The organism is Streptomyces sp. NPDC026246, from assembly GCF_055567995.1.
This window is the reverse complement of sequence record NZ_JBVHPJ010000006.1, coordinates 23,187-35,128: the sequence shown is the minus strand read 5'-3', so window position 1 is coordinate 35,128 and position 11,942 is coordinate 23,187. Positions and strand designations below refer to the sequence as shown.

The window sequence follows — 11,942 nt, the reverse complement described above, 5'->3', positions numbered from 1 at the left end:
GATGATTCCGCTGTCCTTTGCCCAACGCCGCATGTGGCTGCTGCACAGACTCGAGCGGGGAGCGGCGACCTACAACATATCGGCGGCGTTCCGGCTGACCGGCACCCTGGACCAGGACGCCCTGGTCGCGGCGCTCCACGACGTGGTCGAGCGGCACGAGATCCTGCGCACCACCTACGGCACCGACGACGCCGGCGAACCGTACGCCCGGATCCGGCCGGCGGACGGGGCACCGCTGCGGGTGCCGGTGAGCGAGGTCACCGCCGGGGAACTGCCCGCCAGGGTCGAGGAAGCCGTCGCGCACCGCTTCGATCTGACGACCGAACTGCCCTTCCGAGCCACCCTGTTGCGCCGCTCGCCGACGGAACACGTCCTCGTCCTGGTCATCCACCACATCGCCTCCGACGGCAGTTCCAGTGCCCCGCTGATGCGGGACCTGGTCGCGGCGTACACCGCACGCCGGGACGGCCGGGCCCCGGCCTGGGAACCCCTGCCGTTGCAGTACAAGGACTACGCGCTGTGGCAGCGCGAGGTCCTCGGCGACGTGAGCGACCCGGGCAGTCTCGCGGCGGCGCAGATCGAGTACTGGCGCAAGGAACTCGCGGGCGTGCCGCAGCCGCTCGACCTGCCCCTGGACCGCCCGCGGCCCGCGGAGGCCGGCACCGACGGCGACACGGTCGCCATCGAGGCGCCGCGCGAGGTCGCGGCCGGGCTCCAACGGCTGGCCGACGAGCGCGGGATGAGCCTGTCGATGGTCGTGCAGTCCGCGCTGGCGGTGCTGCTCGGCAGGCTCGGCGGCGGTGAGGACGTGACGATCGGCTCGCCCATCGCCGGACGCACCGACGAGGCGCTGACCGACATGATCGGATGCTTCGTCAACACCCAGGTCCTGCGCGCCGACCTGTCCGGCAACCCGCGCTTCACCGACCTGCTGGCGCAGGTGCGCGACAAGGCGCTGAACGCCTACGAGCACCAGGACGTGCCGTTCGACGTGGTGGTCGAGACGATCAACCCCGACCGCTCCGCCGCCTACCAGCCGCTGTTCCAGGTGATCTTCTCCTGGCAGAGCTACGACAAGCCCGACCTCACCCTGCCCGGCCTGGAGATGCGCTTCGAGCAGGCCATCCCCTCAACCGCCATGGTCGACCTGACGTTCTTCCTCGCCGTGGACGCCGCGGGCGCGCTGCGCGGCGACCTGCAGTACGCCACCGACCTGTTCGACCGCGCCACCGCCGAGGAGATCTCCGCCCGGCTGGTGCGGGTGCTGGGGCAGTTCGCCGCCGACCCGGACCTGCGCGTCGGCGACGTCGACGTACTCGACGCGGCCGAGCGCGAGCGGCTGCTGGTGGAGGTCAACGCCGATGGCGACCCGGTCGAAGAGGCCACCCTGGTCGAGCTGTTCGAGCGCCAGGCCGCACAGCGGCCCGGTGAGACGGCCGTCGTCTTCGAGGACACCGCCCTCACCTACGGGGAGCTGAACGCCCGCGCCAACCAACTCGCGCGGCACCTGCTCACCCGGGGCGTCGGCCCGGAGTCCCTGGTCGGGGTCTGCCTGGAGCGCTCCGCGCACCTGGTCGTCGCGCTGCTGGCGGTGCTCAAGGCGGGCGGCGCCTACCTGCCGATCGACCCCGACTCCCCGGCCGACCGCATCGCCCACATCGTCGCCGACGCGGACCCCGTCCTGCTGCTCACCACCGACGGCACCGACGCCGCACAGGACTTCGCCCACGACCTCCCCCTGGTCCACCTCGACGACGCCGGGGCCTTCGACGGCGAGTCCACCGCCGACCTCGGCGACGCCGAGCGCCGCACCGCCCTGCGCCCCGCGCACCCGGCGTACGTCATCTACACCTCCGGCTCCACCGGCCGCCCCAAGGGCGTACCGGTCCCGCACCGCAACGTGGTCGGGCTGTTCACCGCCACCCGGGACTTCGGCTTCGGCGCCGACGACGTGTGGACCCTGTTCCACTCCTACGCCTTCGACTTCTCCGTGTGGGAGCTGTGGGGCCCGCTGCTGCACGGCGGACGCCTGGTCGTGGTGCCCTACGACGTCTCCCGCTCCCCGGCCGACTTCCTGGAGCTCCTCGCCCGCGAGCGGGTCACCGTCCTCAACCAGACCCCCTCGGCCTTCTACCAGCTCGCCCGGGCCGAGGCCGACGCCCCGGGCCGGGACCTGGCGCTGCGCTACGTGGTGTTCGGCGGCGAGGCCCTGGACGTCAACCGTCTCACCGACTGGTACTCGCGCCACGCCTCCGACGCGCCGGTGCTGGTCAACATGTACGGCATCACCGAGACCACCGTGCACGTCACCCGCTTCGACCTGGACGAGCACAGCGCCGCGCGCCACGGCGCCGGCGTGATCGGCCCGGCCGTGCCGGGCCTGCGCGCGTACGTGCTGGACGCCTATCTGCAGCCGGTGCCCGCCGGCGTGACCGGCGAGCTGTACGTGGCCGGCTACGGACTGGCCCGCGGATACCACGGCCGGCCGGGTCTGACCGCCGGACGGTTCGTGGCCTGCCCCTTCGGCGAGCCGGGGGAGCGGATGTACCGCAGCGGCGACCTGGTGCGCCGGGGCCGCGACGGCCACGTGCGCTACGTCGGCCGGGCCGACTCCCAGGTGAAGATCCGCGGCTTCCGCATCGAGCCGGGCGAGATCGAACACGCGCTGGCCGGCCACCCGGACGTGGCGCAGGCGGTGGTCCTGGTCCGCGAACTGCCCGACGGAGACAAGCGCCTGGTGGGCTACGCCGTGCCCGAGGCCCAAGCCGCCGTCACCGGCGAGGAACTGACGAAGTACCTGCGCACCCGCCTGCCCGACTACATGGTGCCCTCCACGGTGATCCCGCTGGCGGAGATCCCGCTGACCTCCAACGGCAAGCTCGACAAGCGGGCCCTGCCCACCGAGGACACGACGGTGACCACCGCCGGACGGCAGCCGCGCAACGCCTACGAGCGCGCGCTGTGCGAACTGTTCGCCGAACTGCTCGGCCTCGACCGGGTCGGCGTCGACGACGGCTTCTTCGCCCTGGGCGGGCACTCGCTGCTGGCCACCCGGCTCAGCGTCCGCATCCGCGACCGGTTCGACATCGACATCCCCATCCGGACGATCATCCGCTACCCCACGGTGGCCGAACTGGCCGCGCTGATGCTGGCCGGCGGCATCCCCGACGACGGCGCCGACTCCTTCGCGGTGGTCCTGCCGCTGAACGACGACCCCGGCACGGGCAAGAAGCCGGTGTGGTTCTTCCACGGGGGCGGCGGCCTGGGCTGGGCGTACTACAGCTTCGTGCTGCACCTGCCGGACCGGCCCGCCTACGCGCTGCAGTCCCGCGGGAGCGACGGCGTGGAGGAACCGGCCGGCTCCGTGCAGGAGATGGTCGAGGACTACGTCGCCCGGATCCTCGAGATCCAGCCGGAGGGCCCGTTCAACCTCATCGGCTGGTCCTACGGCGGCTCCGTCGTCCAGGCCGTGGCCGACGCCCTGGACCGGCGCGGCCACGAGGTCGCCCTGGTGGCCGTCCTGGACGCCCAGCCGGGCGGGCACGGCTTCGAGCAGGTGCACGCCGGCAAGGACTCCTCGGACTTCCGGGCGGAGCTGGAGGACGACTTCAGCCAGTACATCCGCACGGGCAACCGCCGGCAGCTGCTGGACACCATGTCGAAGATCCTGGCCAACAACACCGCCCTGATGATGGACTTCGAGTCGCCCGTCTACCGCGGCGACGTGGTGTATTTCAACGCCACCCTCGAGGACACCTCGTACGCACACCTGTGGCGGCCCCACGTCCAGGGCACCTTGGAGGTGCACGACGTGGCGGTCACCCACCACGAGATGCACATGCCCGGACCCGTGGCGGAGATGTTCCAGGTCCTGCACGGCAAGCTGGCGTAGCGATGGCCCGCCTGCGCCCCCTATCAGTGAACAAACGTGAAAGTGACGGGAGTTGGTCGGAGTGAGGGAGCCCGGTGCGTCCGCGGGACAAGGGGAGAGGGCCGCGCTGCTGTGCGTGCCGTTCGCGGGGGCGGGGCCGTCGTTCTTCCACCCGTGGCAGGCCCTGGCGGCCGGCCGCTGGCGGGTGACCTCGGTGGAACTGCCGGGCCGGGAGCGGCGGTTGCTGGAGACGCCGTACCGCAACGTCGTCGAGGCGGCCCGCGGCGAGATCGACGGCGTCGTCGCCGATCTCGGTGAGGGGACGCCGGCCGTGCTGTTCGGCCACAGCCTGGGCGCGGTGCTCGCCTACGAGCTGGCCCACCTGCTGACCGCACGCGGCGTGCCCGTCGAGCGGCTGGTCGTCAGCGGCTCGCCGGACCCGTGGACGCAGCGCGAACGGCGCGCGGCCGGCCTTCGGGGCGACGAGTTCCTCGCCCGCGTCGAGGAGTTCGCGGGCTTCCGTCACGAGGCACTGGACCACCCCGAGATGCGGGAACTGATCCTGCCCACGCTCCAGGCCGACTGCGAGATGCACGAGGCGTACCTGCCCGGCACCGACGAGCCGCTGTCCGTGCCGATCACCGCCCTGCGCGGCGACCACGACGGCCTGGTCACCGCGCAGGAAGCCCGCCGGTGGCAGGCGGCCACCACGGGCGCCTTCAGCTACGCGGAGCTGCCCGGTGACCACATGTACCTGGTCGACCTGGGCTCGGAGGTCCTGGACGTGATCGAGGCGCAGTGCACGGGCGAGCGCCGTGTCAGCGCCCCGGCAGGCCCATGACGGGCCGCGAGAGTCCTCGACCCGGGCGAAAACCAGACATGTTGCCCCGTGGGCCGCATTCCCGGGACGGCCTGCTGCTTCACGCGCGGTGACCCCGCGCGACGCCGTCGCGCGCAGCGCTGTGGGGCCAGAATGGCTCGGCATGGCATCACGGGTGTGCCATGGTGGAGTCACCGGCTTCGGCCGGTGCCCCCAGCCGTGCTGCGAGAGGAAACCCGATGAGCCAGACGGTTCCCGTCCCCGACGGCCTGCCCATGGAGCGGGACGCGGGTCCCTTCGACCCGCCCCGCGCACTCACCCGGCTGCGCGCGGCCCGGCCGGTCAGCCCGCTGCGCTTCCCCGACGGCCACGAGGGCTGGCTGGTCACCGGCTACGAGGAGGCCCGCCGGCTCCTCGCCGACAACCGGTTCAGCTCCCGCCAGGACCTCGGCGTGCTGCACGTGCCCTACGAGGTCCCCGGCATGCCCGTGCCCACCGAACCCTCCCCGCAGATCCCGGGCATGTTCATCGCCATGGACCCGCCGGACCACACCCGGCTGCGGCGCAGGCTCACCGGCGCCTTCACCGCCCGGCGGATTAAGGAACTGCAGGAGCACGTCACCGACGTCGCCGAGCGGCAGTTGGAGACGCTGGCGCGCCTGACCCCGCCGGTCGACCTGGTGGAGCAGTTCGCGCTGCCGGTGCCCTCACTGGTCATCTGTGAACTGCTCGGTGTCCCCTACGCGGACCGGGCCACCTTCCAGAGCAACACCGCCGAGTTCCTCGTCCGCGACCAGGAGCTCGACGCGAAGATGGCCGCGTACGGCGCCATGACCGGGTACCTCGCCGAACTGGTCATGCGCAAGCGCGCCGAACCCGGCGAGGACATCCTGTCCGACCTGGCCCGCCAGGACGACCTCACCGTCGAGGAACTGACCGGCTGCGCCTTCCTGTTGCTGCTCGCCGGCCACGAGACCACCGTCAACCAGCTCGCGCTGGGCACCTTCGCGCTGCTGGAGCACCCCGACCAGGCCGCCGCCCTGCGCGCGGAGCCGGAGTTGATGCCGGACGCCGTCGAGGAACTCATGCGCTACCTGTCCGTCGCCGACATCTTCTACCGCTACGCCACCGAGGACATCGAGTTGGGCGGGGAGACCGTCGGCGAGGGGTCCACCGTCGTGGTCTCCCTGCTGGCCGCCAACCGCGACCCCCGCCGCTTCGAGAACCCCGACACCCTCGACGTGCGCCGCAAGGCCCGCGGGCACCTGGCCTTCGGCCACGGCGTCCACCAGTGCCTGGGCCAGCAACTGGGCCGCATCGAGATGCGCGCCGGCTTCGGCGGACTGCTGCGCCGCTTCCCGACGCTCCGACTCGCCGTTCCCGCCCGGGAGGTGCCGCTCAGGACCGACATGAACATCTACGGCGTCCACGCACTCCCGGTCACCTGGACCCGGACCGCGCCCTGAGCGGCCCGGCCGCGGTCAGGACCGGGCGCGGTGCACGTCGATGGTGCCGTGGCGGGAGCGCGCGCGGATCGTGACCGTGTCCTCGACGCCGTCCGGCGCCCCGGAGGCGGTGAGCGTGTTGCGCACCTGGCCGGAACCGGAGTGCGCGTCGAGCCAGGCCGCCGTGCCCGCCCGGACGCCCACCTCGATGGCGCCGGTCCCCGTCTCCAGCCGGACGGTACCGCGCACCACCTCGCCCAGCCGGACGGTGCCGTGCGCGGTGGTCGCGGTGACGGAGTCCTCGGCGCGGGCGATGTCGATGTCGCCGTGTGCGCCGCTGACGCGCAGCTCGCCGGTGGCGGCGCCGACCGTGGTCGTGCCGTGGGAGTTCTTCACGACGGCGGGACCGTCCAGGAGCCCCGCGCGCACACTGCCCGAGCTGGTGCTGATCCCGGCCGCCCCTTCCACCCGTTCGACGGCGACCGAGCCGTGGGAGGCGGTGACGGTCAGCGCGCCGGTGGCCTCCAGACGCACGTCACCGGAGGAGGTCCTCACCTTCACCTCGCCGAGCCGGCCCTCGCCGAACACCTGGGTCCAGGCGCCGGTCAGGTCGATGTGCGAGCCCGCCGGCAGGTCGACGGTCACGTCCACGGTGCCGGTACGGCCGAACAGGCCGGACTTGGGGGTGTGCAGGGTCAGCAGGCCGTCCACACAGGTGACTTCGGTCTGGGCGGCCGCGCGGACGTCCAGGTCCTTCTCCGGATCGCGGGGCCGCACCTCGACGACGGTGTCGGCGCGCCGGCTCGCGGCGAACTGGATCGATCCCGCCTCCACGCGCGCGCTGACGGAGATCGCCTCGAGGGTGTCGAAGGTGGGCATGGCAGTCCCGTCTGGTGGGGGTGGGTGGCGTGGCGGGGTGCGGGAGCGCTCAGCGCACCCAGCCCGTGAAGCTCTGCCCGACGGTGCGGGACCGGTCCGCCGTGCGCGGCCGCGCGCCGCCGTCCACCGCGGCCGACACGGCACGCACCAGCCACGCGTTGACCGACAGGCCCTCTCGCGACGCCGCCTCCTCGGCGCGGGCCTTGAGGTGGGCGGGCAGACGGAGGTTGATGCGGGCGGTGCCCTTCTCGTCGCCCTCGGGCGGTGCGGCCGGTGACGCGGCCGGCTCGGCCGGCACGTCCGCGGGCGGCGGGGTCACCACGAAGTCCGGATCGAGCCCGCGCAGCCGCACATCGACGGAGCCGGGGGCGAGTTCGCGGGTCACCTCGTCCATCGCGGCGGACAGCACGCCGAGCATGGTCAGCCGGGCCGCCGACTCCAGCGGTGCCGTGAGCCGCCGGGCCAGCTCCCGGGCCTCGTCCCCGCCGGCCTCGGCGGCCACCGCGAGCTCGCGGCGGAGGGTGTCGACGTACGGCGAGAGGTCCATGACGTCATGTTGGCACCGCTGTGGCGCCATGTGCAAGCGTGTGAGCTGCGGCGGGACCCGAAGCAGACCCGAGCATGGCGGCCGGTCACCGCGAGCGCGTCCCCTTACCCCTACGTACGCCTGACGTACGTGAGGGGGGCACCTGGCAGTACGCCGCATGTACGCCCTGCGTACGCTTTTAGCCCCGCAGAGCCGGGCCGAACCAGGTGGCCAGGGCCGTACGCAGTGCGTACAGGTCCGGTTCGCGATCGGGGTCCACTGCCCACGCCACGTGGCCGTCGGGGCGTATCAGCAGCGCATCCGGCGCGTCGATCTCCCCGACGCCCGGGACGACCCAGTGCGTGTCCGCGCCGTGCGCCTCCACCAGGTCCACGCGGTCGGCCCAGCCCTTGACGACCGCCGCCACCTCGGTGCTGCCGCACAGGTCCAGAAGGACCGGCCGGGCTGCGGGCAGCAGCTCGTGGACGCGGGACGGGCCGTCGCCGGCGGCGAGGTCGGCGTCGGGGACCCGGCGGCCCTCCAGCGGGTGATCCCCGCCGGTCGGGTAGCGGATGTCGAGCGCGTTGAGCATGTGACGCAGATGGCGGTTGACGTCGTCGAAGACCATGAGCGCGCCGAACACCTCCCGCAGCGCGTCCGTCTGGGCGCCGGGACGTACCAGCGCCGACTGGGCGCGGGTGTTGTGCAGCACGCGTTCGCCGACCGGGTGGCGCTCGGCGTGGTAGCTGTCCAGCAGGCTCTCCGGCGCCTGGCCGCGCACCACCGCTCCCAGCTTCCAGCCGAGGTTCACCGCGTCCTGCACTCCCGTGTTCAGCCCCTGGCCGCCGGCGGGGAAGTGGATGTGCGCCGCGTCGCCCGCGAGCAGCACCCGGCCCGAGCGGTAGCGGGCCGCCTGCCGGGCGGCGTCGGTGAAACGGGAGACCCAGCGGGGGTTGCGCATGCCGAAGTCGGTGCCCGCCACCCTGATCAGCGACTGCCGCAGCTGTTCGAACGTCACCGGCTCGTCGCGGCCGGGCACGCGGTCGTACTCGGAGGTGATCACCCGGTACCAGCCGGGCTCGAAGGCGATCGCCGAGTAGTCGCCGGCCGGCCGGCGCCGCACCCACACGTAGTCCTCGGGCAGGTCGGGGAGTTCGACGTCACCGATCAGCGCGGTCATCGTCGGCTCGGTGCCGGGGAAGTCGATGCCGGCCAGCTTGCGCACGGTGCTGCGCCCGCCGTCGCACCCCACCAGGTAGCGGGCACGCAGCATGGTGCGGTGCGCGTCCCCGGCGCCCAACTCGACCGTCACCCCGTCGTCGTCCTGGCGCACACCGGAGACGGGGGACGACCAGCGCATGCGCACACCCAGCTCGCCCGCCCACTCCTCCAGCAGCCGTTCGACATCGGACTGGAGGATCATCAGCGGATACGGGTGGCGGGACTCGGACTCGTCGAAGTCCACATAAAGCCCCGAGAAGTGGCCCACCGGCTGCAGAGCGCCCTGGGCCAGGAAGCGGTCCAGCACGCCGCGCTGGCCGAGCACCTCCAGGGTGCGCGAGTGGATGCCGCCGGCGCGCGACTCACCCGTGCGCTGCGCGAGCCGCTCGGCGACCACCACCTCGGCTCCCGCCAGGCGCAGTTCACAGGCGAGCATCAGGCCGGTCGGCCCCGCGCCCGCGATGACCACGTCCGCGTCCATGCCGGTGTTCTCCACGTCGTCTGCCCCCTTTTCGCATTTCGCGGACAGGCTTCTGCCCGCGCCCCGGCTCAGCCGGTCCGTTGCTTTTTCCCTGCGGGTCGACTGCTTTTCCACCGCGTGTCGAGCGGTGTTCCGGCACGCCTCGAGACGGCGCATCACGTCCCATCCGTCCGGTCCCGCCGGCGGGACGTCTTTTTGGGTGCGTTCGGTCCGGGGGTGTCAGCCTGCAGGCGCGCCGAGTCGTCCTCAACCGTGCCGGCCGCCGCGAGTCGGCAGGCCACCGGCACGGTGGGAACGGTCCTGCGGTTACGCGACACTCGATCCGGCCATTCACCCGGCCCGTCCCGGATTTCGTCTCGCCGGCGGGACAGCGGAAAAGAGTTCGGCGGAGGAAGGAAATGGCAATGGAGCAGCAAGCCGCGTCTTCGAATGCCCCGGTTTCCCTCGTGCAGGAAATCGCAGCGCTGTGGGGGGAGTGCCTGGGCGGCCGTGAGGTCGGGGCCCAGGACGACTTCTTCGCCCTGGGCGGGAACTCGCTCACCGGCATCAAGATCATCGAGCGGGTGACGCAGGACCACGGCGTCCGGCTCTCCGTGCGCGACTTCTACCTCGCGGGCACCCCCACCCGGGTCGCCGAGCTGATCGAGCAGGGAAGGGCGGGCACGTGAGACTGACGCCGGGCCCCGCCCGCGAGATCGACCTCGACGACGTCGATCTGTTCGACCTGGATCTGTACACCGAGGGCGACCCGCACGCCGTCTGGGACGTCCTGCGCGATCGAGCCCCCCTGCACCACCAAGTCCTGCCCGATGGGCGGGAGTTCTGGTCGGTGACCCGCTTCGACGACGTGTGCCGCGTCCTCGGCGACCATCGTGCCTTCACCTCCGAGCGCGGCACGGTCCCCACCCACCTCGGCACGGACGACGTCGCGGCCGGCGTGCTGCTGACCTCCACCGACCCGCCGCGGCACACCGAGGTCCGCCGCCCGCTCGGCTCCAAGCTCACCGCGCGGGCGGTGAAGTCCTGGGAGGACTCCATCCGGGGCACGATCGTCCGCTTCCTGGAACCGGCCCTGGACGGCGAGCCCTTCGACCTGGCCGAGCAGGCCCTGCTCCTGCCCGCCATGGTCACCGGCCCGTTGCTGGGCATCCCCGAGCGAGACTGGGCCGAACTCATCCAGCTCACCGCGATGGTGACGGCCCCCTCCGACCCGCACTTCCTGACCGGCAGCGAGGCCGCCACCCTCGCCATCGCCCACCACGAACTCGTCGCCTACGTACGCGAGTGGGTGCGCACCCGGCGCGCGTCCGGCTTCGAGGACGACAGCCTTCTGCACCACCTGATGAACGTCCGCCCCGGCGGCACGCCCCTGTCCGACGAGGAGATCGCCCTCGACGGCTACAGCATCCTGCTGGGCGCCAACGTCACCACCCCGCACACCGTCTCCGGCACGGTGCACGCCCTCGTCGAACGGCCGGAGCAGTTCGACAAGGCCCAGGCCGACCCCACGCTGATCCCCAACCTCGTCGAGGAAGGCCTGCGCTGGACCTCGGCCGCGTGCAACTTCATGCGGTACGCGGTCGACGACGTCGAGATCGCCGGGGGCACCATCCCGGCCCGTGGGGCGGTCGTCGCCTGGATCGGCTCGGCCAACCGGGACCCCGCCCAGTTCGCCGACCCGCACACCTTCGACATCACACGCGCCAACGCCAAGCGCCAGGCCGCCTTCGGATTCGGGCCGCACTTCTGCATCGGGGCCCCGCTGGCCCGGCTCACCCTGCGCGTCTTCTTCGAGGAACTGCTCCGGCGCTTCGACTCGATCGAGCTCGCCGGCGAACCGCAGCACCTGCGGTCGTACTTCATCGCCGGAATGACCCACCTGCCCATCACCGCCCAGAAACGGCACACGCCATGACCTCCGGCCCCACCACCGTCGCCTCGCCGTGGTTCGTCCGGCCGCCGGCCCCCGGCCACGCCGCCCGGATCTTTGGCCTGCCCTTCGCCGGGTCCGGGGCCTCCGCCTTCAGCGCCTGGCCGGCCACGCTCGGCGACGCCGAGTTCTGCCCGGTGCAGTTCCCCGGCCGCGAGAACCGGCTGGCCCATCCCCACTACGGCACCTACGACAACCTCGCCACCGGCCTCGCCGAGGCGCTGCGCCCGTATGTGCACGAGCCGTACGCGCTCTTCGGGCACTGCGCAGGTGCGCTGCCCGCCTACGAGACCGTCCTGAAGCTCGCCGCTGCCGGACTGCCCGCGCCCGCCTGCCTGTTCGTCTCCGGTCAGCCCGCGCCGCACGACGCCGCCGGCGACCGGATGCTGTCGATGACCGAGGCCGGACTGCGCGCCGAGGTGGAGACGTTCCTGCGCGGCCGGGGCATCGAGCCGCGGCCGGACATGGTCGACCTGGGCCTGACGGTGCTGCTGCGCGACCACGCCGCCGCGGCCGCCTACCGGCGCACCGAGCCGGTCCCGGTGCCCTGCCCCGTCGTCGTCCTGCACTGGCGCGACGACCCCGACGTCGGCCTCGACCGGCTCCAGGGCTGGCGCCACTACGCCGACAGCGTCGAGTTCGTCTCCGTCGACGGCGGCCACTACGACTTCATGGACGCGCCGGACCGGCTGCGCGACGTGCTGACCCGCCGCCGGCGATGAGCGCACCACGAGCGCCCCGCAGAGCCCCACACCGAGGGAACCGGAAG

At 72.6% G+C, this 11,942-nt stretch carries 9 protein-coding genes; 6 read left to right on the top strand and 3 right to left on the bottom strand.

Features of this window, described 5'->3' with window-relative positions; translation table 11 throughout:
• The first annotated feature begins 1 nt into the window (after window position 1).
• From ACZ4M5_RS16780 to ACZ4M5_RS16770, 3 genes are all read left to right on the top strand, one after another.
• Window positions 2-3,892 carry a non-ribosomal peptide synthetase gene (locus tag ACZ4M5_RS16780; RefSeq protein ID WP_467737408.1) on the top strand — a complete coding sequence of 1,297 codons (3,891 nt, stop codon included), beginning with the start codon at window positions 2-4 and terminating at the stop codon, window positions 3,890-3,892.
• A 61-nt stretch (window positions 3,893-3,953) separates the two neighbouring features.
• Window positions 3,954-4,712, top strand: a complete 759-nt coding sequence (locus tag ACZ4M5_RS16775; RefSeq protein WP_467737406.1) for a thioesterase II family protein — start codon at window positions 3,954-3,956, stop codon at window positions 4,710-4,712.
• Between the two features lie 218 nt (window positions 4,713-4,930).
• A complete protein-coding gene (locus ACZ4M5_RS16770; RefSeq protein WP_467737404.1) occupies window positions 4,931-6,157 on the top strand; it encodes a cytochrome P450 in 1,227 nt (408 codons plus the stop codon).
• A 15-nt stretch (window positions 6,158-6,172) separates the two neighbouring features.
• Here ACZ4M5_RS16770 and ACZ4M5_RS16765 read toward each other — a convergent pair whose 3' ends face one another.
• The 3 genes from ACZ4M5_RS16765 to ACZ4M5_RS16755 form a co-directional block, all read right to left on the bottom strand.
• Entirely contained in the window at window positions 6,173-7,015 is an 843-nt protein-coding gene (locus ACZ4M5_RS16765; RefSeq protein WP_467737402.1) for a DUF4097 family beta strand repeat-containing protein, read from the bottom strand.
• A gap of 49 nt (window positions 7,016-7,064) precedes the next feature.
• Window positions 7,065-7,562 (bottom strand): toxin-antitoxin system HicB family antitoxin, encoded by a 498-nt coding sequence (locus tag ACZ4M5_RS16760; RefSeq protein ID WP_467737400.1) that lies wholly within the window; start codon window positions 7,560-7,562, stop codon window positions 7,065-7,067.
• Window positions 7,563-7,740: 178 nt separating this feature from the next.
• Complete coding sequence (locus ACZ4M5_RS16755) at window positions 7,741-9,243, bottom strand: FAD-dependent monooxygenase (protein WP_467738018.1); 1,503 nt, start codon at window positions 9,241-9,243, stop codon at window positions 7,741-7,743.
• Between the two features lie 446 nt (window positions 9,244-9,689).
• Between ACZ4M5_RS16755 and ACZ4M5_RS16750 the strand changes: the two genes are divergently transcribed.
• Genes ACZ4M5_RS16750 through ACZ4M5_RS16740 form a run of 3 tightly spaced genes read left to right on the top strand, consistent with a single transcriptional unit; the run spans window position 9,690 to window position 11,895 of the window.
• Window positions 9,690-9,911, top strand: coding sequence for a phosphopantetheine-binding protein (locus ACZ4M5_RS16750; protein ID WP_398107144.1), 222 nt, complete (start codon window positions 9,690-9,692; stop codon window positions 9,909-9,911).
• Entirely contained in the window at window positions 9,908-11,158 is a 1,251-nt protein-coding gene (locus ACZ4M5_RS16745) for a cytochrome P450 (protein ID WP_467737398.1), read from the top strand. The genes ACZ4M5_RS16750 and ACZ4M5_RS16745 overlap by 4 nt, the downstream gene beginning before the upstream one ends.
• Complete coding sequence (locus tag ACZ4M5_RS16740) at window positions 11,155-11,895, top strand: thioesterase II family protein (protein WP_467737396.1); 741 nt, start codon at window positions 11,155-11,157, stop codon at window positions 11,893-11,895. The genes ACZ4M5_RS16745 and ACZ4M5_RS16740 overlap by 4 nt, the downstream gene beginning before the upstream one ends.
• Window positions 11,896-11,942 lie beyond the last annotated feature (47 nt).